Annotated in this window: 12 protein-coding genes and 12 pseudogenes; 13 read left to right on the top strand and 11 right to left on the bottom strand. The window is 51.7% G+C overall.

Annotation, left to right across the window (positions count from 1 at the left end; genetic code table 11):
* Positions 1-17: 17 nt before the first annotated feature.
* On the top strand, positions 18-443 hold the full coding sequence (locus tag ACWWJF_RS08345; RefSeq protein WP_455869187.1) for a copper-binding protein: 426 nt from the start codon (positions 18-20) through the stop codon (positions 441-443).
* 50 nt (positions 444-493) lie between these two features.
* On the opposite strand, the gene ACWWJF_RS08340 is transcribed toward ACWWJF_RS08345, so the two are convergent.
* A complete protein-coding gene (locus ACWWJF_RS08340) occupies positions 494-1,534 on the bottom strand; it encodes an IS481 family transposase (protein WP_455868660.1) in 1,041 nt (346 codons plus the stop codon).
* Positions 1,535-1,700: 166 nt separating this feature from the next.
* Entirely contained in the window at positions 1,701-3,032 is a 1,332-nt protein-coding gene (locus ACWWJF_RS08335) for an IS4 family transposase (protein WP_455869186.1), read from the bottom strand.
* A 158-nt stretch (positions 3,033-3,190) separates the two neighbouring features.
* Between ACWWJF_RS08335 and ACWWJF_RS08330 the strand changes: the two genes are divergently transcribed.
* Positions 3,191-4,408 carry a TolC family protein gene (locus tag ACWWJF_RS08330; RefSeq protein WP_455870997.1) on the top strand — a complete coding sequence of 406 codons (1,218 nt, stop codon included), beginning with the start codon at positions 3,191-3,193 and terminating at the stop codon, positions 4,406-4,408.
* Positions 4,405-4,920 (top strand): annotated as a pseudogene (locus ACWWJF_RS08325) (heavy metal-binding domain-containing protein); the annotation flags it as partial. The gene ACWWJF_RS08330 and the pseudogene ACWWJF_RS08325, both read left to right, overlap by 4 nt.
* Before the next feature lie 37 nt (positions 4,921-4,957).
* On the opposite strand, the pseudogene ACWWJF_RS08320 reads toward ACWWJF_RS08325, so the two are convergent.
* From ACWWJF_RS08320 to ACWWJF_RS08305, 4 genes and pseudogenes are all read right to left on the bottom strand, one after another.
* Positions 4,958-5,937: pseudogene (locus ACWWJF_RS08320) on the bottom strand (IS3 family transposase); the annotation flags it as partial.
* A gap of 6 nt (positions 5,938-5,943) precedes the next feature.
* Positions 5,944-7,275: an IS4 family transposase gene (locus tag ACWWJF_RS08315; RefSeq protein ID WP_455868936.1), complete on the bottom strand. Its 1,332-nt coding sequence runs from the start codon at positions 7,273-7,275 to the stop codon at positions 5,944-5,946.
* Positions 7,276-7,401: 126 nt separating this feature from the next.
* A pseudogene (locus tag ACWWJF_RS08310) lies at positions 7,402-7,638 on the bottom strand (transposase); the annotation flags it as partial.
* Between the two features lie 91 nt (positions 7,639-7,729).
* Positions 7,730-8,868 (bottom strand): annotated as a pseudogene (locus tag ACWWJF_RS08305) (IS3 family transposase); the annotation flags it as partial.
* Positions 8,869-8,956: 88 nt separating this feature from the next.
* Here ACWWJF_RS08305 and ACWWJF_RS08300 point away from each other — a divergent pair.
* The 4 genes and pseudogenes from ACWWJF_RS08300 to ACWWJF_RS08285 all read left to right on the top strand — a co-directional run.
* Positions 8,957-9,373: pseudogene (locus tag ACWWJF_RS08300) on the top strand (efflux RND transporter permease subunit); the annotation flags it as partial.
* Positions 9,374-9,580: 207 nt separating this feature from the next.
* Positions 9,581-10,333, top strand: a complete 753-nt coding sequence (gene gpmA / locus ACWWJF_RS08295) for a 2,3-diphosphoglycerate-dependent phosphoglycerate mutase (RefSeq protein ID WP_455869185.1) — start codon at positions 9,581-9,583, stop codon at positions 10,331-10,333.
* Positions 10,334-10,925: 592 nt separating this feature from the next.
* Positions 10,926-11,024 (top strand): annotated as a pseudogene (locus ACWWJF_RS08290) (IS5/IS1182 family transposase); the annotation flags it as partial.
* A 4-nt stretch (positions 11,025-11,028) separates the two neighbouring features.
* Positions 11,029-11,329: pseudogene (locus ACWWJF_RS08285) on the top strand (winged helix-turn-helix transcriptional regulator); the annotation flags it as partial.
* Between the two features lie 48 nt (positions 11,330-11,377).
* Here the strand turns inward: ACWWJF_RS08285 and ACWWJF_RS08280 are convergent.
* The gene (locus ACWWJF_RS08280; RefSeq protein WP_455870996.1) at positions 11,378-12,229 is read right to left on the bottom strand and encodes an SDR family oxidoreductase; all 852 of its coding nucleotides are present in this window, start codon (positions 12,227-12,229) and stop codon (positions 11,378-11,380) included.
* A 451-nt stretch (positions 12,230-12,680) separates the two neighbouring features.
* Here ACWWJF_RS08280 and ACWWJF_RS08275 point away from each other — a divergent pair, with 451 nt between their 5' ends.
* From ACWWJF_RS08275 to aroG, 3 genes and pseudogenes are all read left to right on the top strand, one after another.
* The gene (locus tag ACWWJF_RS08275; protein ID WP_455869184.1) at positions 12,681-13,397 is read left to right on the top strand and encodes a DUF554 domain-containing protein; all 717 of its coding nucleotides are present in this window, start codon (positions 12,681-12,683) and stop codon (positions 13,395-13,397) included.
* A gap of 348 nt (positions 13,398-13,745) precedes the next feature.
* Positions 13,746-14,474 (top strand): nicotinamide riboside transporter PnuC, encoded by a 729-nt coding sequence (pnuC, locus tag ACWWJF_RS08270; protein WP_455869183.1) that lies wholly within the window; start codon positions 13,746-13,748, stop codon positions 14,472-14,474.
* A 213-nt stretch (positions 14,475-14,687) separates the two neighbouring features.
* A pseudogene (gene aroG, locus ACWWJF_RS08265) lies at positions 14,688-15,215 on the top strand (3-deoxy-7-phosphoheptulonate synthase AroG); the annotation flags it as partial.
* Positions 15,216-15,224: 9 nt separating this feature from the next.
* Here aroG and ACWWJF_RS08260 read toward each other — a convergent pair.
* Both ACWWJF_RS08260 and ACWWJF_RS08255 read right to left on the bottom strand, forming a co-directional pair.
* Positions 15,225-16,393, bottom strand: a pseudogene (locus tag ACWWJF_RS08260) (IS3 family transposase).
* A 237-nt stretch (positions 16,394-16,630) separates the two neighbouring features.
* Positions 16,631-17,347, bottom strand: a pseudogene (locus ACWWJF_RS08255) (IS5 family transposase); the annotation flags it as partial.
* A 79-nt stretch (positions 17,348-17,426) separates the two neighbouring features.
* Here ACWWJF_RS08255 and ACWWJF_RS08250 point away from each other — a divergent pair.
* Positions 17,427-17,666 carry a hypothetical protein gene (locus ACWWJF_RS08250; protein WP_455868475.1) on the top strand — a complete coding sequence of 80 codons (240 nt, stop codon included), beginning with the start codon at positions 17,427-17,429 and terminating at the stop codon, positions 17,664-17,666.
* Here ACWWJF_RS08250 and ACWWJF_RS08245 read toward each other — a convergent pair.
* Positions 17,613-17,825: pseudogene (locus tag ACWWJF_RS08245) on the bottom strand (IS110 family transposase); the annotation flags it as partial. The gene ACWWJF_RS08250 and the pseudogene ACWWJF_RS08245 overlap by 54 nt on opposite strands.
* A 12-nt stretch (positions 17,826-17,837) precedes the next feature.
* Positions 17,838-18,682, bottom strand: a protein-coding gene (locus tag ACWWJF_RS08240) for an IS5 family transposase (RefSeq protein ID WP_455869182.1) whose coding sequence is annotated in 2 segments (ribosomal slippage) — positions 17,838-18,337 and positions 18,337-18,682 — 846 coding nt in all. Because the reading frame shifts where the segments join, the coding sequence is not laid out codon by codon here.
* A gap of 230 nt (positions 18,683-18,912) precedes the next feature.
* Between ACWWJF_RS08240 and ACWWJF_RS08235 the strand changes: the two are divergent.
* Positions 18,913-20,122, top strand: a pseudogene (locus tag ACWWJF_RS08235) (IS3 family transposase).
* A 10-nt stretch (positions 20,123-20,132) separates the two neighbouring features.
* A complete protein-coding gene (locus tag ACWWJF_RS08230) occupies positions 20,133-20,396 on the top strand; it encodes a tyrosine-type recombinase/integrase (RefSeq protein ID WP_455870995.1) in 264 nt (87 codons plus the stop codon).
* Positions 20,397-20,446 lie beyond the last annotated feature (50 nt).

Here is a 20,446-nt window from a genome sequence, read left to right as displayed (position 1 = left end):
CGGGTTAAAACAACACTTTGATTTTCTATCATTTGTTATGTTTTATTCTGGAGATATTTATTATGCGTACGTTACTGACCGCCATTGCCCTATTTGCTTCCGTTGCTACTACAGACCCTGCTTTTTCCGAAACATCACCTGTCGCCGCGCACGATCACAATGCCATGATGTCCATGGATCACAGCAACATGAACCATGGCACTCAACCCACCAGCGCCGCGACGGTGTATCAAGGCACAGGAGTGGTAAAAGCCTGGTCGGACACCAGCGTCACCTTCGCCCACCAACCGATTCCCGCACTTAGTTGGCCCGCCATGACCATGCGTTTTGGCCTCAGTGCCTACAAGGGCAGCCCGCTAAGCGTCGGACAAACGGTGAACTTCACCTTTATCCAAAGCGCCTCCGGCTACGATCTGATTTCAGCATCCGCTAACTTGTATTAGCTCAGACCTGATCTGACAGTTACCGGTTATTTATACAGGTGTCTGTCAGATTAAATCTGGTTCAGATTTTTTTCTGCCCAGACTCGTTTACCATCAAGTAACGTGGCCATTGGCGTACGCCCGCAGCACATTTTACCCTGATGAGTTCGCTCATTATTGTAATGCCACAACCAGTTGTCCAGATCCTTTTGTAGACTTTCTAGGTCCTCGTATAACGTCTTACGGAACGCAACCTGATAAAAATCCTGCAAAATAGTTTTATGGAAGCGCTCGCAGATACCGTTTGTCTGCGGAGACATCGCTTTCGTTTTCGTATGGTCTATATCGTTGATAGCCAAGTACAGCTGATAGTCATGTTGTTCCACTTTACCGCAGTATTCCGTCCCCCTGTCCGTCAGTATTCTTAGCATTGGCAGCCCCTGAGCTTCGTAGAACGGCAGCACGCGATCATTGAGCAGGTCGGCGGCAGAGATCGGTGCTTTACTCGTGTAAAGCTTGCAGTGCGCCACTTTCGAGTACGTATCCACGAACGTCTGCTGGTAGATACGGCCAACACCTTTCAGATTACCCACGTAGAAGGTGTCCTGCGACCCCAGATAACCCGGGTGAGCAGTCTCTATTTCACCACAGGCTTCGTCGTCGTGCGCCTTCTTCTCCAGTGCAGCGATTTGAGCATCAGTAAGTACGATGCCTTCTCTGGCAACTTTTTCCTCAAGTGCCTTCAGGCGCTTACGAAAGTTTTCCAGATCGTGTCGTTGCCAGATGGAGCGCACACCGCTGCCAGAAATGAAGACGCCTTTTTTACGCAGCTCATTACTGGTCCGGTGCTGGCCATGAGCCGGGAACTCAATGGCGTAATCAACAACCGCACGTTCAGTGGCTTCATCAGCACGGTTTTTCAGGTTGGGAACCCGGCGGTTTTGGTTAACCAGAGCGTCAATGCCGCCTTCTGCCGCCAGTTCCTGATAGCGATAAAACGTGTCGCGTGACACCCCCATGATTTTACAGGCTTTTGATACGTTACCGAGTTCTTCGGCGAGATTGAGCAGGCCGGCTTTGTGTTTGATGATGGGATTGTTAGTATGAAGCATGAGAGTTACCTCGTGTTTTGTATAAGTATTCGACACCCATATCAAAACCGGTAACTCTCAACCTTTCAAGGTCCAGTGTCAGATCAAGTCGCGACTAATACAGCTAACTGACTCGAGGTCGATATGTTGACGCTTCGTCTACAGCAGGCGGGTTATGCCCACCTCGTTATACACATATCTGTTCGTGCCTGAGCGCGCGTAGCGTTTCGGCGGCCGTCATGACTTTCTGCAAGCCTTTCCTGATAGTTTTTGCGCCTGGTTCACCGTCGCCTTTTCGAGCAAGAAAGCCTCCCAGTTGCGCAACTAAGCGCAATACTTCGTTTAGCTTAGGGCGGCCCTTGGGCATACGCTTGTTCATCAGTAGGTAAGCTCCATGAGTTTCGTCGGAATCAAAGAACAACATTGCGTCCAGCTCTGGACAGGTTCGTCCCATACGCATTAAATAGGCGATGCGCCATGCCACGATCATGAACAGCGCCAATGCCCGCTCAATGCGATCCACGGTCGATAACTGTAACGCTTCGACACAGCAGCCGTTCTTCAGCACATTGAAGAACATCTCGATTTCCCATCTAGCCCGATACCAGTCGATCAGCTCCACGATATCTTCTCGTCCTTCAGGTACGCGATTGCTCAGCAACCGCCACTCGACCGGCTTCACGCCTGCTGGCGGCTCAATTTCCTTGGCTATCACACAAGTCACTGCCAACCCGCAACGCAGCGACACTCGCTTCACGCGCAGCGCCTGTTTCACCGTACGCGCCTTCTGCCCCGCGCGAGCCGCCATAACGAATTGGATTTCTCCCACCGGCACGGTCTTTCCAACCTTCTGCCAAAGCTTCTCATTACAGTCCAGACTGCGATTATGAGTCGAGCGGATCAACCAGTCAGCCTGAGTGCCAAGGTCATCAGCGAGCTGCATCAACGCCTTGATATCCGCTTCGCGATCGGCTAAGTACACCAGACGTGTGTTTGGCAACTCCGAGGCGAGTTCAGCAACTCGCTCGTATCCCTCGAGCCAGCGCGTACTCTCCTTGAGCCCATCGCGTTTTCCGTCTGCATCCTTCGGCTCTCTTGCCCACATCCACGCATCCAGTACGCCCAACCCCACGCGATCCGGACTGACCGCGTAGGTCGGATGCAGGTACAGACCACGCCTGGCTTCGTAGTTCAAGGGACCCAAGCCTTGGATTTGCTGCCCGTTGAAGTCAAGCTCGGTAGTGTCTTGGATACACAGCACAACCTCGTGTTCTCGGATCCTTTCCTGCGTACGCTGCCAGTGAGGTTGCAGAATGTCTCGCCATTCGAATGCTTGGTTCTCCATGAAGCGGTAAGCACCCAGCGTCTCAGACCATCCGAGGCACGCATGCGGAATGCTGGCTTGCGGATTCTCAGCCAGCCGTATCAAAAGCCCTTTGGCGCGCTTATTGAGCCTCGTGTCACCAAGATTTACCCCTTCCAGTTCTTGGTGTGCCCAGCCATCTGAATCCCGTGTCATTTTTCAGCGCCGTAAATGGCGATAGTACACGTCGGTTTCACTTCATTTACAACCCCACCGGCTGCCTATTTCAGCCCGCTAACCCTTGGCATATAAGGCGTTGCGGACTTGTGTATAACGAGGTGGGTTATGCCCTGCCATGACTTTTTGGCTGCGCGATATTTACGGCTCAGGCAACAACGCTCGATCAAACCCTGGCGGCCGCGGAACAGTATTCGGCAGAAATTTCTGCCAATCATCACCAAGTGAATGCCTTGAATAACATGGCAGATTCCGCCATGCAGCTACCCGATCCCAAACTGAAAGTTGGGATTGAGAACTTTCCGGTCAGTGGAGCCAATGCGCATCGTTTCACCCGTTCTGACATGACCATGCAACGTGTCGGCATCATGCAGGATTATGTCAGCAGCACTAAACGCGAACGCAAATCAGATGCCATTCGCGCTGAAGCGCGTAAAGCGGAGGCTAATCAGGACCTGATTCGCGCCGGGTTGCAACGAAAAGTTTCACTGGCTTGGTTCGAACTGGCTCTGGGGCAACATGCACAGGAAGCCATTGAACGCCTGCTGAGCGACACACAACGGCAGCTTGGCATGCAAAAAGCCGGAGTCGCGAGTGGCAGCAACAGCGCGAGCAGCGTTTTGGCACTGCAACTCACTGTCAATGAAATGAAAAATCAATTGGATAACGCCAAACGTGACGTGGAGGTGGCGCGTTCTCGGCTTAAACAATTGACAGGGAAAGACATTACGCGCGTCAGCGGCGATTTCCCTGTCATCACCCGTCTTCCCGCCAGCCAGAGTGCCTTGATTGATGCCATCACGCAGCACCCCGAAATCATTCAAGCCGCGCGCGAAGCGGATGCCGCCAAGGCAAAATCAGCGCAGTCCGCCGTTGCCGCCATCCCCGATGTCGGAGTGGAAGTGTACTACGGCAAGCGAGCCGATGGATTAGAGGATATGGGCGGTGTAATGCTAACGGTCGATCTGCCCTTGTTCAAATCACGGCGGCAGGATAAAGATTACGCGGCCGATCTCTCCCGAACCTATGAAGCCAACGATCAGTTGACCCTACTGACCCGAGCGCATCAGGCCGCGCTGGATGCGCTTATCGCACAGTATCAGGCAGCGAAATCCATCTACGATCGTCAGGCCAATGAAGTGATCCCGCTGCAACGCTCACGGCTCAAATTGCTGGATGCAGAATATCGCACCGGCAGCAGCGGACTGGCAGAAAACCTTGATGCAAGACGTGCTCTGCTAAACAGCGAAATTGAACAGATCAACGCGCAAAAAGCGCTCGCTGCCAGTTGGGCCGCTATTCGTTATTTGATCCCTCAGGATACAAAGCTACTACCGCAGGACACAAAACAATGAAACCGATCGTTACGTTAAGCGTCGTCGCTATTGCCGTTGCTGCTGCGCTCGCCGTGGGATACCAACTGGGTGCCTCCTCCGGTCACAGCGGAAACCCGGTTGCCAGCACAGCAACGACTGCGCCACAAGAAACACAAAGAAAAGTGATCTATTGGTATGATCCGATGACTCCAGGGCAGCGCTTTGATAAACCGGGTAAGTCGCCTTTTATGGACATGGATCTGGTGCCACGCTACGCGGATGAAACCCAGGATGATGGCGGCATAACCATCAGCGCACACCAACAGCAAAATCTGGGCGTAAAAACAGCGCAGGCAGCGCAGCGTACGTTAGATCTGCAACTGACAGCCTTTGATACTGTCGCCACGGATGAACGTGGTATTGAAACCCTGTCAGCGCGAGCAAACGGGCTGGTCGAAAAACTGTATGTGAAAGCGCCACAGCAGTTCGTTCAACGTAACGACCCTCTGGCACAGTTGTGGATGCCGCAGTGGTCAGCCGCACAGCAGGAATGATCTTGACCCACCATCTCCGGACAGCTTTTGTATCTTAAGTTAACGATGCCCGCTGGCGCCGATATTCTCTTGGGGAGTTGTATCCCAGCGCACTGTGCGGATGGTTTTCATTGTAATGATTGAACGCCGCTGCAAGGTTCTTCAGCGCTGTTCGCACATCGGGTTTTGGCATGAAGGCGATGTAATCTTCCTTCATCGTCTTCACGAACCGTTCTGCCATGCCGTTACTCTGTGGACTGCTCACTGCTGTTGTGCAGGGCTCCAGATTCAGTTCTCTGGCGAACTTCCGCGTTTCATGCGCTGTGTACGCTGAACCATTATCCGTCAGCCATTGCACTGGTTTATCCGGCAGCGCGCTACCGAAGCGTTTTTCCACCGACCTCAGCATCACATCCTGCACGGTTGAACTGTCATAACCCCTGGTGCTCGCTGCCCAGTCTATGGCCTCCCGGTCGCAGCAGTCCAGTGCGAACGTCACCCGCAGCTTCTCGCCGTTGTCACAACCGAACTCGAAGCCATCTGAGCACCAGCGCATATCGCTCTCTGCTACCGCGATTTTGCCTTTATGCTCCCGCTTCGGACGTTCAGTTTTATCATGCAACAACAGCAGGTTATGCTCGCTCATTATCCTGTAAAGCCGTTTGGCGTTCACCGGTGGAAGTCCCTCTGCACGACGTTGCTTACGCAGGATACCCCACACTCGGCGGTAACCGTAACTGGGCATGTCGCTGATGATACGGAGGATGTCCGATAATATCTCAGCATCAGCTTCGTCATTACGCCGGTTGCTGCGCCTGTCCAGCCAGTCGGCAGAACGGTTAACCCGCAGTGACAGCTGCGCACGCGACACGCTCATGGCGCGGCTGACCAGAGCTATTCCCCGTCCTTTGGCAACAAGGGCGCGTGCGCTATCCATTTTCGCGACTGGCGGTACTCCACTGCTTCTTTGAGGATCTCAACTTCCATCGTCTTCTTACCCAGAAGGCGCTGTAGCTCCCGGACCTGCTTGAGGGCACCTCGTTATACACATCTCTGTTCGTGCCTGAGCGCGCGTAGCGTTTCGGCGGCCGTCATGACTTTCTGCAAGCCTTTCCAGATAGTTTTTGCGCCTGGTTCTCCGTCGCCTTTTCGAGCAAGAAAGCCTCCGAGTTGCGCAACTAAGCGCAATACTTCGTTTAGCTTAGGGCGGCCCTTGGGCATACGCTTGTTCATCAGTAGGTAAGCGCCATGAGTCTCGTCGGAATCAAAGAACAACATTGCGTCTAGCTCTGGACAGGTTCGTCCCATACGCATTAAATAGGCGATGCGCCATGCCACGATCATGAACAGCGCCAATGCCCGCTCAATGCGATCCACGGTCGATAACTGTAACGCTTCGACACAGCAGCCGTTCTTCAGCACATTGAAGAACATCTCGATTTCCCATCTAGCCCGATACCAGTCGATCAGCTCCACGATATCTTCTCGTCCTTCAGGTACGCGATTGCTCAGCAACCGCCACTCGACCGGCTTCACGCCTGCTGGCGGCTCAATTTCCTTGGCTATCACACAAGTCACTGCCAACCCGCAACGCAGCGACACTCGCTTCACGCGCAGCGCCTGTTTCACCGTACGCGCCTTCTGCCCCGCGCGAGCCGCCATAACGAATTGGATTTCTCCCACCGGCACGGTCTTTCCAACCTTCTGCCAAAGCTTCTCATTACAGTCCAGACTGCGATTATGAGTCGAGCGGATCAACCAGTCAGCCGGAGTGCCAAGGTCATCAGCGAGCTGCATCAACGCCTTGATATCCGCTTCGCGATCGGCTAAGTACACCAGACGTGTGTTTGGCAACTCCGAGGCGAGTTCAGCAACTCGCTCGTATCCCTCGAGCCAGCGCGTACTCTCCTTGATCCCATCGCGTTTTCCGTCTGCATCCTTCGGCTCTCTTGCCCACATCCACGCATCCAGTACGCCCAACCCCACGCGATCCGGACTGACCGCGTAGGTCGGATGCAGATACAGACCACGCCTGGCTTCGTAGTTCAAGGGACCCAAGCCTTGGATTTGCTGCCCGTTGAAGTCAAGCTCGGTAGTGTCTTGGATACACAGCACAACCTCGTGTTCTCGGATCCTTTCCTGCGTACGCTGCCAGTGAGGTTGCAGAATGTCTCGCCATTCGAATGCTTGGTTCTCCATGAAGCGGTAAGCACCCAGCGTCTCAGACCATCCGAGGCACGCATGCGGAATGCTGGCTTGCGGATTCTCAGCCAGCCGTATCAAAAGCCCTTTGGCACGCTTATTGAGCCTCGTGTCACCAAGATTTACCCCTTCCAGTTCTTGGTGTGCCCAGCCATCTGAATCCCGTGTCATTTTTCAGCGCCGTAAATGGCGATAGTACACGTCGGTTTCACTTCATTTACAACCCCACTGGCTGCCTATTTCAGCCCGCTAACCCTTGGCATATAAGGCGTTGCGGACTTGTGTATAACGAGGTGGCTTGAGGGCAGTCGCCAGCGCCGAAGCTGGAACCACTTCTTCTCCGGCCGCAACGGCGGTGAGGCTTCCTTCATGGTATTGCTTCTTCCACTTAAACAAAAGGCTGGGCTGGATGCCATGCAGGCGGGCTACATGGGAGACGTTCATCCCCGGCTCCATTGTCTGCTGAATGATGGCGATTTTCTCTTGCGGAGTTTTACGCTTACGGACTTCTTGCCCTAACAGGATCCCGGTCATTTCAAAATTAGCATGATTGTTAGACAGATATCTAAGCCTATCTCTTATCTGGAGATACAGCTACTGTCTGGTGTTACAGGGGGCTACATCAGTTTTCATTGTAATGATTGAACGCCGCTGCAAGGTTCTTCAGCGCTGTTCGCACATCGGGTTTTGGCATGAAGGCGATGTAATCTTCCTTCATCGTCTTCACGAACCGTTCTGCCATGCCGTTACTCTGTGGACGGCTCACTGCTGTTGTGCAGGGCTCCAGATTCAGTTCTCTGGCGAACTTCCGCGTTTCATGCGCTGTGTACGCTGAACCATTATCCGTCAGCCATTGCACTGGTTTATCCGGCAGCGCGCTACCGAAGCGTTTTTCCACCGACCTCAGCATCACATCCTGCACGGTTGAACGGTCATAACCCCTGGTGCTCGCTGCCCAGTCTATGACCTCCCGGTCGCAGCAGTCCAGTGCGAACGTCACCCGCAGCTTCTCGCCGTTGTCACAACCGAACTCGAAGCCATCTGAGCACCAGCGCATATCGCTCTCTGCTACCGCGATTTTGCCTTTATGCTCCCGCTTCGGACGTTCAGTTTTATCATTCAACAACAGCAGGTTATGCTCGCTCATTATCCTGTAAAGCCGTTTGGCGTTCACCGGTGGAAGTCCCTCTGCACGACGTTGCTTACCCAGGATACCCCACACTCGGCGGTAACCGTAACTGGGCATGTCGCTGATGATACGGAGGATGTCCGATAATATCTCAGCATCAGCTTCGTCATTACGCCGGTTGCTGCGCCTGTCCAGCCAGTCGGCAGAACGGTTAACCCGCAGTGACAGCTGCGCACGCGACACGCTCATGGCGCGGCTGACCAGAGCTATTCCCCGTCCTTTGGCAACAAGGGCGCGTGCGCTATCCATTTTCGCGACTGGCGGTACTCCACTGCTTCTTTGAGGATCTCAACTTCCATCGTCTTCTTACCCAGAAGGCGCTGTAGCTCCCGGACCTGCTTGAGGGCAGTCGCCAGCGCCGAAGCTGGAACCACTTTTTCTCCGGCCGCAACGGCGGTGAGGCTTCCTTCCTGGTATTGCTTCTTCCACTTAAACAAAAGGCTGGGCTGGATGCCATGCAGGCGGGCTACATGGGAGACGTTCATCCCCGGCTCCATTGTCTGCTGAATGATGGCGATTTTCTCTTGCGGAGTTTTACGCTTACGGACTTCTTGCCCTAACAGGATCCCGGTCATTTCAAAATTAGCATGATTGTTAGACATATATCTAAGCCTATCTCTTATCTGGAGATACAGCTACTGTCTGGTGTTACAGGGGGCTACATCACTGATTGGTGGCGTATGGTTACTTTATCTGCTGGGCTATAACTTGTCGGTTGCGGCGGCGGTGGGCTTTATCGCGCTTGCCGGGGTGGCGGCCGAGTTAGGCGTTATCATGGTGTTATACCTCAATCACGCGATTGAAAAACGTCAACAATCCGATGAGACGCTGACGTTACCCTTGCTGCGTGAGGCAATCCATGAAGGTGCCGTGTTACGTGTGCGCCCCAAAGTGATGACGGTTGCCACCATCATGGCCGGGCTATTGCCCATCATGTGGGGCGGCGGCACCGGGGCGGAGGTGATGCAACGTATTGCCGCACCGATGGTAGGCGGCATGGTAACAGCCCCCCTGCTCTCGATGCTGGTGATCCCAGCGTTCTACCTGCTGACACACCGTAAGAGAGGCGATAGCGCCTGAGTGGCAATTCAGTGATGTCGGCCCATACTCATCTTGGGCCGACAGGCTATTGCTGTGAGCTGAAACGAGCAAGCGATAACGTGATAATGAGCAAAGTTAATGCAGATAAATCAGGTTTATCGGTGACTATTGATTGCCGTTAATTGCAGCGCAGTAATATAATGAGATCAGTTATCACTGAAATCTTAGGAATGAAGGAGTTTAGCTATGGCTGTAACTAAGCTGGTACTGGTGAGACACGGTGAAAGCCAGTGGAACAATGAAAACCGCTTCACAGGCTGGTACGATGTTGACCTGTCCGAAAAGGGCCGTTCAGAAGCCAAAGCCGCTGGTACATTGCTGAAAAATGAAGGTTTCTCCTTCGATTTCGCTTATACCTCTGTGCTGAAACGCGCCATTCACACGCTGTGGAACATCCTGGACGAGCTGGATCAGGCTTGGCTGCCGGTGGAAAAGAGCTGGAAACTGAACGAACGCCACTACGGCGCGTTACAGGGTCTAAACAAAGCGGAAACCGCTGAAAAATACGGTGATGACCAGGTTAAACAATGGCGTCGTGGTTTTGCTATCACTCCGCCTGCGCTGACCCGTGAAGATGAGCGTTTCCCCGGCCACGATCCGCGTTACGCATCTTTGACTGACGATGAGCTGCCGCAGACTGAAAGCCTGGCGCTGACCATCGAACGCGTTGTGCCGTTCTGGAACGAAACTATCCTACCACGCATCAAGAGCGGTGAGCGCGTTATCATCGCTGCACACGGTAACTCCCTGCGTGCGCTGGTGCAATATCTGGACAACATGGGCGAAGACGAAATCCTTGAACTGAATATCCCAACAGGTGTGCCGTTGGTGTATGAGTTCGATGAAAACTTCAAGCCGATCAAACACTACTATCTGGGTGACGCTGACGAAATCGCAGCGAAAGCCGCTGCCGTTGCTAACCAAGGCAAAGCCAAGTGATTTAATCTCTACTGAAATAGCCAAAGTAGGGTGAATCAGACAGGTAAAAGGGGTTGTAATGCATTGCATTCAACCTCTTTTTATTTAACCTTCCCCATACCAATGACATTCTCAATCCAGTGATATTGGCTGGTCACTCGTACATTTTGAACAATGGCTACGAGCCAAGGAAAAGCCAAACAAATTGTGCCGCCTAGCCAATTTCAGCCTGGTAAATTCCAGGTTGAAATTGACGTTATTACTTTTAGGCCGCGGGCACAGCCAGATAAACCGCAGATATTTCTAGAAAACCTAACGATTCTTAGCTGTTTTGAATCATGCCTCACTAATGCAGTGGCTTTGTTGAATAAATAGAAAGTTTGGGTAATCATCGGATCAGATCACCATAGTTGTTTCAACATCAGGTCTCCCTGGGCTTTGTTGAATAAACAGATTTTATGCTACCAGCCCAGTAAAACGATTGTTTTCAGCAACGTAAAATCATGCAGTTAAGCATCATGAGAAAACGGAATACCTGAGGTGATAAGCATTTTCTACCAAAATGGGCATAGTAAAACAGCACGATTCCCTATTATTCAACAAAGCCGTCTCCATGGCAAAACAAAATTTTAAAATCACTAACTGGCCCTCCTATAACAAGGCCCTCAAGCAGCGCGGTTCTCTAACCGTATGGCTAGATGAATCAGCCATTGCTTTGGGGAGTGTTGGTGATGATTGTGTTACTGCCAGGTACACAGCGCTTTAGTGCATTACGACGCAGCATTGAAGGGCATCAGCGAGCGGATGCTGTCACAAACGCTGCAGTGGCTGGAAGCCGATGGCATGGTGCATCGACACGTTTATAACACCGTTCCTCCTCACGTGGAGTACACCCTGACGCCCCTAGGGCGCGAAGCAGCGGAGAAGGTACGCGACCTGGCTGATTGGATAGAAGTCAATTTACCGGCCATTTTGCAGGAACAGACACCGCTGTCAGCGGAAAACCCGTTGGAATAGCCGGTCGTTTACACAAGCAGTCCTGCCAAGAAGACAGGACGGGTAACATCAGAGTGCTTTCAATGCTGCCGCTACTGAAACGGACAACGGTGTGGTTGGACGGCCAATCAGCGCGGAGAGCTGATGTGACGCTTCATATAACCCACCTTTTGACGCACCCACATCCCATGATGCGATAGCCGCGGCGAACCCTTCCGGCAGTCCCGCGCCTTTCAGTGCTGCGGCGTAATCAGCTTCAGGAATATCGTTGTACGGAATCTGCTTACCGCTTTGCTTCGTGACTTCAGCAGCCAGTTGAGCCAGTGTATAAGGCTCGTCGCCGACTAATTCATAGGTTTTCCCGCTGTGACCCTGTTCTGTGAGCACCACGACGGCGGCCTCAGCAAAATCTTCACGTGCGGCAGAGGCAATTTTCCCTTCTCCGGCGCTGCCGTAGAAAGCACCGTTAGCCAGTGCTGGAGCGATAGAGCCAGTATAGTTTTCGGTGTACCAGCCATTGCGCAGGATCGTGTAATCAATCCCAGAGGCTTTCAGGGTTTTTTCTGTTTCAGCGTGCTCCGGTGCCAGATTGAGCGGTGAAGTGTCAGCGTGCAACAAGCTGGTATACACAATGCGCTTTACACCGCTCTTTTTCGCCGCAGCGATCACATTGGCGTGTTGTATCGCGCGTTGGCCGATTTCATTACCAGAAATTAACAGCAGGGTTTCTACACCGGATAAGGCGGCTTCGAGCGTGGCCGGTTGTGCATAATCGGCCGCTCGGGCAGTGACACCCAGGTTTTTGGCTTTTTCCGGGCTGCGCACCAGTGCGACGATATTACTACCCGCGGTTTTTTGTTTGAGTTTGGCGATAACTAACTGGCCTAGTTGGCCGGTGGCTCCCGTTACGGCAATCGTCATGATCCTACTCCTTCGCCGGATGGCGTGATTGATGTGGAACTCACTATAAGACATATCGTTATACACATCTTTCTAACGCACTGTTTAATCAATGAGTTACGGGTTTATCTCAGAGTGGCATTTTGAACCTCAAAAAGCCAATGGGATGGCTTGAATGCCTTAATTCACGGGGTTCTGAGCATCCTGTTCAAAAAATGGCCAAAAGATGTGTATAACGATATGACTATAAGACCTTAAATAACTTTTAGTAAGTACTTACATAAACGTAAGTGCTACAATCCTGATGACTCACCTGAGCGTGCCTGGCTGACTTATACCTGATATTGCATCCTGCCGGGGTCTGGTGGGAGTATAGTAGGTTCTTTGTATTTTTCTGCCCGCCGTGATTACCGGGGCAAACCCACTGAAGTCTCGTTGTCAGTAATACGCAGATGTGGGTGTAAGGAGTATTATGATTGGTCCTCTGATTAACGGTTCCGCCATTATTATTGGCGGTATACTGGGTATTTCCCTGAGTCGTTTTATTCCCCAGCGTCTTCGCGATGGTCTCCCTCCTGCGTTTGCCATGATCTCCATTGCTATGGGGATAACCTTGGTTATCAAGGTGCATCAGTTGCCAGCGGTTGCACTGGCGGTGGTGTTGGGGGTTACATTGGGTGAACTGTTGCGATTGGAGCACGGTATACAACTCGCAGGCATCTGGATCCAACGTGTGTTAAGCCGTTTTCTGCCGCCGCCTCGGCATAAACTGCCGACGGACGTATATACACAGAATTTTACTGCCTTAATCGTGCTGTTCTGTGCCAGCGGCACGGGTGTGGTTGGCGCGCTGACGGAAGGACTGACGGGGGACTATCAACTGCTGATTATCAAATCGGCACTGGATGTGTTCACTGCGCTGATTTTTTCCATCACGCTCGGCGCGGCAGTGATTTCAATCGCGGTACCACAATTTCTGATTCAGGCACTCTTATTTTTTTCCGCGCAATTGATCATGCCGTTTATGAATGACATCACCATGGGGGATTTTGCAGCCTGTGGCGGCATTATCATGATGGCGGTAGGGTTGCGCATCGCGCAGATAAAAATGTTCGCCGTGGTGAATTTCTTGCCTGCACTGCTGTTTATCATCCCACTGTCGATTTATTGGCATCGCTGGTTCGGTTAGTTTTATATGTGCTAAACAAAAGAGAGTAATTAAAAGAATTACCCCTTATTTGTTTAGTATGTAAAACATTAAGTGCCTTCTTGCTAACCGACTGCTACCATATACCCCGTTTGGGAGCCTGGTAGAAGCCATATCGTTATACACATCGTTCTAACGCACTGTTTAATCAATGAGTTACGGGTTTATCTCAGAGTGGCATTTTGAACCTCAAAAAGCCAATGGGATGGCTTGAATGCCTTAATTCACGGGGTTCTGAGCATCCTGTTCAAAAAATGGCCAAAAGATGTGTATAACGATATGGGTAGAAGCAGGATTTCCTCATTTAGACGATAAACGTGGGGTGGCAAGATGGACTTTTTCAGTACCAGCAACATTTTGATTCATATCCCGTTCGGTGCGGGAGGGTACTATCTTTCCTGGATTGAAGCCATTGGCGCGCTGTGCGGCCTGCTCTGTATCTGGCTTGCCAGCCTGGAAAAAACCATCAATTACCAGTTTGGTTTGATCAACGTCTCGCTATTTGCCGTTATTTTTTTCCAGATTCAGCTTTATGCCAGCCTGCTACTGCAAATCTTTTTCTTTGTTGCCAATGTTTATGGTTGGTATGCCTGGACACGGCGCACGGAACAGCAGGATATCGCCTTAAAAATACGCTGGCTGCCACTCCCCAGATTGCTTGCCTGGTCAGTGCTGGGTGCACTCGTGATTGGTTTGATGACCGTTTACATTGATGCGGTGTTTGCCGCGCTGACTGGCGTCGCGGTGACCGTGATGCAGAGCATGGGGATACAGGTGACCATGCCGACATTGCAGCCGGATGCGTTTCCCTTCTGGGATTCCAGCATGATGGTGCTTTCCATGATAGCGATGATCCTGATGACGCGTAAGTATGTGGAGAACTGGATATTGTGGGTCGTGGTTAACATTATCAGCGTGGTGATCTTCACCTACCAGTGGGTTTATGTGATGGCGTTGGAATACCTGATCTTGACCGGTATCGCCCTCAACGGCACCTGGTTGTGGATCAAGGAAGCGGGCCAGCGTACAACACCATCGTACCTACAGCGCAGAGAGTAAAGTGCACGTTGGAAAACGCGCCATAGCGCTAAGCTAACAGCATTTTATCGCGTAAAATTACGCGATGTTTTTGTGGATACGCCATACTCTTGACTTATCATTTGTGCGCTGCAATATGAACAGTTCCGTTTTTAAACGCCAGGGTAATCGCCCTGCAACCGTTTCCTATTGGCAAGATGTGGCATGTTCTGCGCAAGAATCGATGGATGAATGATGAATTACCAAAATGATGACTTAAGAATTAAAGAGATCAAAGAGTTGTTACCTCCTGTCGCGTTGCTGGAGAAATTTCCGGCTACCGCGCGTGCGGCAGAAACGGTCTCATTTACCCGCTCGGCAATTCACAAGATTCTGCATGGCACTGACGATCGTTTGCTGGTGGTGATTGGTCCGTGCTCGATTCACGATACCAAGGCTGCAAAAGAATACGCCGCCCGTTTGCTTACGCTGCGCAACGAGTTAAGCGACGAGCTGGAAGTCGTGATGCGTGTCTATTTTGAGAAACCGCGTACCACTGTGGGTTGGAAAGGACTGATTAACGATCCGCACATGGATAACAGCTTCCAGATTAACGATGGATTGCGTATTGCCCGTAAACTGCTGGTGGAAATCAACGATAGCGGGTTACCTGCTGCGGGTGAGTTCCTGGACATGATATCGCCGCAGTATCTGGCAGATCTGATGAGCTGGGGTGCCATCGGCGCACGCACTACGGAATCTCAGGTACACCGCGAATTGGCTTTGTAGTGGTCAACTAATATTGGCCACCGCATTAGACTGTATGTAGAACAGTCGCTCAGATTCGTTTGGAGTTAAGCCGCCGTTATACCAGTGAGGCCGGATAGCGCTGTAATACCCCGTGATGTAGCGGATAATCGCGTCCTGGGCTTCGCTGAAGCTGTTGTAACCCTTTGTCGGCACCCATTCTGTCTTCAGGCTGCGGAAGAACCGCTCCATTGGCGCATTATCCCAGCAGTTACCCCGCCGACTCATACTCTGCTTTATCCGGCAGCGCCACAGGGCTTGCCGGTATTGACGGCTGGTATAGTGGCTGCCCTGGTCGCTGTGGAACATGACTCCTGTTGGTTGTCCCCGGAGTTCCCAGGCCATCTGCAACGCTTTAACTGTCAGCGCCGAGTCCGGCGACGTCGACATGGCCCAGCCCACCGGTTTGCGGGCGAACAGATCTAGCACCACCGCAAGGTAAGCCCAGCATTTGCCCGTCCAGATGTAGGTCACATCGCCGCACCAGACCTGATCCGGCGCGGTAACCGCGAACTGGCGGTTGAGATAGTTCGGTATTTCAACGTGTTCATTGCCGCCGCGTTTGTATTTGTGAGCCGGTCGCTGGCAGCTGGCGATACCCAGCTCCTTCATCAGCTTGCCAGCCAGCCAGCGCCCCATTTTGACACCGGAGCTGCCGGTGACGATGGTCGCGATACTTCGAGCGCCGGCAGAGCCGCCGCTGGCGTTCCAGGCTTCCATGACGCGGCTACACTTAACCACGCGCTCACCGTCGGGTTCATTAGCGGAAGCCTGCCAGTGCCTGTAGCTGCTGCGATGTACCTCAAAAGTTTGGCACAACGCCGTGACCGGGTATCGCGCCCTCAGCCTGTCGACTACCGTGAACCGTTGAGTGAGTCCGACATTAAGAGCGCCGTAGCCTTTTTTAGGATTTCGTTCTCCATTTCAAGGCATTAGACTTTTTTCTTCATCTCACGCAGCTCGAGCTGTTCAGGGGTAAGAGGAAGTCCCGTTGGCGTTTTTCCCTGTCGTTCAAGGCGAAGCTTATTGACCCAGCGACTAATGGCAGAATGGCTGACATTAACCGCCTCTGCGGCCTTAACGTATGTGTAGCCGTGGTCGACAACCAGCTTTGCGGCTTCGAGCTTAAATTCCGCCGTAAAATGTTTACCCATGAGGTCACCTGTCGTGTTGATGAGGTGAGCATATCACCTCCGATCAGGTGGCCAGTATCAGTGTGCCACTACATTCTTATCACTTCATTGATAAATGTAGTTCTTCTGTTAGAGTGGAACATTATTTTTTCATAATTCCATATATTATTGGTGAAATTATGGCTTCTTCTGATTTACCACAGAAGTGGCTTTGTTGAATAAATCAGAACTTGTAACGACTGTGCCCCAGGTCGATTGTTACGTGATGCGAATACTGTTCGGCATTCCTAATAACGTGATCCGGTTAAGCGCTTTGACCATCGCCATGGCTTCACCCACCTGAGCATCGTAGTCACGCAGACTTAGATGACCACCCAGAAGCGTTTTGAACCGGAACATGGCCGTTTCAGCCACTGAGCGTCGGTGATAGCCCACTTTCTTTTTCCAGGTATCGTTGCTGCCGCTCAGGCGCTGATTTGCAACAGCGTGGTTACGCTCGTGGTAGTGGTCCGGCCAATATTGCGCCCCCCTTCGCGGCGGGATAAGCGGCCTTATTTTCTTCCTCAGCAGAGCATCATGGCAGTAACCTGTATCGTAAGCGCCGTCAACCGATGCCTCTCTGATTTTCCGGTGGGTCTGGTTTATCAGTGCTGGTAGAGCCTGGGCATCAGTCGTACCACTGAGCGACAAATCCGCACAGATAATCTCATGCGTCGCACTGTCTACTGCCAGATGCAGCTTACGCCACACCCTGCGTCTGTCGGCACCATGCTGCCGGACTTTCCATTCGCCTTCGCCAAAGACCTTCAGGCCGGTTCCATCAATGACCAGATGTGAGATTTCACCACGGGTTGGCGTTTTTATGCTGATGTTCACTGTCTTTGCTCGCTTGCTGAGCAGCGAATAGTCTGGACAATGCAGCGACAATTTAATCAGTTTAAAAATCGAGTCAACAAAACCCTGTAAAGCCCTCAATGAATCTATGGTCACCCCCATTTTTGCAACACTGATCTTTGATTAATGGTGGGCTTGCTTAAATCTATCCGGCGTCTTTATGGCCAAGGATGCCCGCGCCACGATGAGTTTCGCACCTGATATTCCTAAAAAGGCCATCGGCTTCATTGAGCCATTTTCATTTTTTGGTTTTATATCAGGCCGTCAGGCCGTTCATGTCATCAATAATCAGTCTTCGCAAAACCAGATGGGTAACTTCGTTAAATTGCTGACTGTTAGACCAGCATTACTGTTCAAACACGGTATTTCGTGTCGTTATTGCCCAAGCTATTCGAGCTAATTTATTTGCTAATGCACAGCACACAACGCAAGAATGTTTCCTGCCCAACTGAGACCTTACCCAATCAGCTAATCTCCCTGATTGATGGTCAATTCTTAGGATAAATACCCGCGCACATTGAACAAGCAATCGGCGAAGGTTTTTATCTCCACGCTTGCTAGGCTGTGTCCCTTAATTGCATAACTTCTTGTAAAAGAGGCGGATGCAGCCCAGTTTAACCATCGACAGATAATTCCTCGCCGTTTTGTCATAACGTGTGGCAATACGGCGGTATTCTTTTAATCGGCCAAAACATCTTTCCACTACATTGCGATGACGGTAAGCGCCACTGGCGAACCGTGAGCGCCCGTCCGAAGCCATTTTTTCATTCGTTTTTCGGGGGATGACTGCCTTTATCCCCTTTCGTTTCAGCTCGTTGCGTAGTGCATGCCCTGAATAAGCTTTGTCAGCCAGCACCGCATAACCACGACGCTTCATGCTGCCATTCTGGCGCTGAACACCAATACCGTCCAGAAGACGTAATGCGAACTGGCTTTCGTGAGCCTGTCCGGGGCTCAGCAGGATGTTTAACGGGAGACCACTTCCGTCTGTTGCCAGATGGATTTTGGTGCCAAAACCACCGCGAGAGCGACCCAGACCGTTATCTCCGGCGATATCGGGATGTTTTTTTGAGCACCGGCAGCACATTTCAGCGCCCGGATATTACTGCCATCCAGCACCGTGGCAGACCAGTCAACGAGACCATGCGCATCAAGAGCAGAAAGTAACCTGTTGAAAATAATGTTAATCACACCCGATTTTGACCACCGATTAAAGCGGTTATATACGGTTTTCCACGGACCATATCGCTCAGGTAAATCACGCCATGGAGCACCTGAGCACAGAATCCAGAACATACCATTGATGATTTTACGATGTTCTGCCCATGGACGTCCGGCACGTGGTATTGCTGGTTCAGCAGGCAGTAAAGACTGGATGATCATCCATGCTTCATCGGGAAGGTCGTAGCGAGCCATAGTTCAATATACTGTGGAAACATACGGTTACTATAACTCAGGTAATTAAGGGACACATCCTAGAATTAGAATGGTCACAGGTTGATTTGGTTCGTAAGGTGGCTTGGATTAACCCTGACCAGTCAAAAAATTTTCGCGCTGATGTAGCCCCCTGTAACACCAGACAGTAGCTGTATCTCCAGATAAGAGATAGGCTTAGATATATGTCTAACAATCATGCTAATTTTGAAATGACCGGGATCCTGTTAGGGCAAGAAGTCCGTAAGCGTAAAACTCCGCAAGAGAAAATCGCCATCATTCAGCAGACAATGGAGCCGGGGATGAACGTCTCCCATGTAGCCCGCCTGCATGGCATCCAGCCCAGCCTTTTGTTTAAGTGGAAGAAGCAATACCAGGAAGGAAGCCTCACCGCCGTTGCGGCCGGAGAAGAAGTGGTTCCAGCTTCGGCGCTGGCGACTGCCCTCAAGCAGGTCCGGGAGCTACAGCGCCTTCTGGGTAAGAAGACGATGGAAGTTGAGATCCTCAAAGAAGCAGTGGAGTACCGCCAGTCGCGAAAATGGATAGCGCACGCGCCCTTGTTGCCAAAGGAGACGGGGAATAGCTCTGGTCAGCCGCGCCATGAGCGTGTCGCGTGCGCAGCTGTCACTGCGGGTTAACCGTTCTGCCGACTGGCTGGACAGGCGCAGCAACCGGCGTAATGACGAAGCTGATGCTGAGATATTATCGGACATCCTCCGTATCATCAGCGACATGCCCAGTTACGGTTACCGCCGAGTGTGGGGTATCCTGCGTAAGCAACGTCGTGCAGAGGGACTTCCACCGGTGAACGCCAAACGGCTTTACAGGATAATGAGCGAGCATAACCTGCTGTTGTTGCATGATAAAACTGAACGTGCGAAGCGGGAGCATAAAGGCAAAATCGCGGTAGCAGAGAGCGATATGCGCTGGTGCTCAGATGGCTTCGAGTTCGGTTGTGACAACGGCGAGAAGCTGCGGGTGACGTTCGCACTGGACTGCTGCGACCGGGAGGCCATAGACTGGGCAGCGAGCACCAGGGGTTATGACAGTTCAACCGTGCAGGATGTGATGCTGAGGTCGGTGGAAAAACGCTTCGGTAGCGCGCTGCCGGATAAACCAGTGCAATGGCTGACGGATAATGGTTCAGCGTACACAGCGCATGAAACGCGGAAGTTCGCCAGAGAACTGAATCTGGAGCCCTGCACAACAGCAGTGAGCCGTCCACAGAGTAACGGCATGGCAGAACGGTTCGTGAAGACGATGAAGGAAGATTACATCGCCTTCATGCCAAAACCCGATGTGCGAACAGCGCTGAAGAACCTTGCAGCGACGTTCAATCATTACAATGAAAACCATCCGCACAGTGCGCTGGGATACAACTCCCCAAGAGAATATCGGCGCCAGCGGGCATCGTTAACTTAAGAGACAAAAGCTGTCCGGAGATGGTGGGTCAAGATCAAAAAATTTTCGCGCAATTGGCGTTTCGCTCAATGATACAGCTTGTCAAATTATCCATGCTCAGATAGGTAGACATAGGCAGTATGTTTTTGTCAGAGAGCGAAAATTAAACGGCGTTATTGATATGATACCAATGAGAACTGATGCTAACAAAGCATTTAAGTCTGCCATGATGAAAGCAGGGATCGAAGGATTTCGATTTCATGATCTTAGGTGTATTAGTCGCGACTTGATCTGACACTGGACCTTGAAAGGTTGAGAGTTACCGGTTTTGATATGGGTGTCGAA

The sequence above is a fragment of the Symbiopectobacterium sp. Eva_TO genome, assembly GCF_053848865.1.
This window is presented reverse-complemented; position numbering and strand designations above follow the sequence as displayed.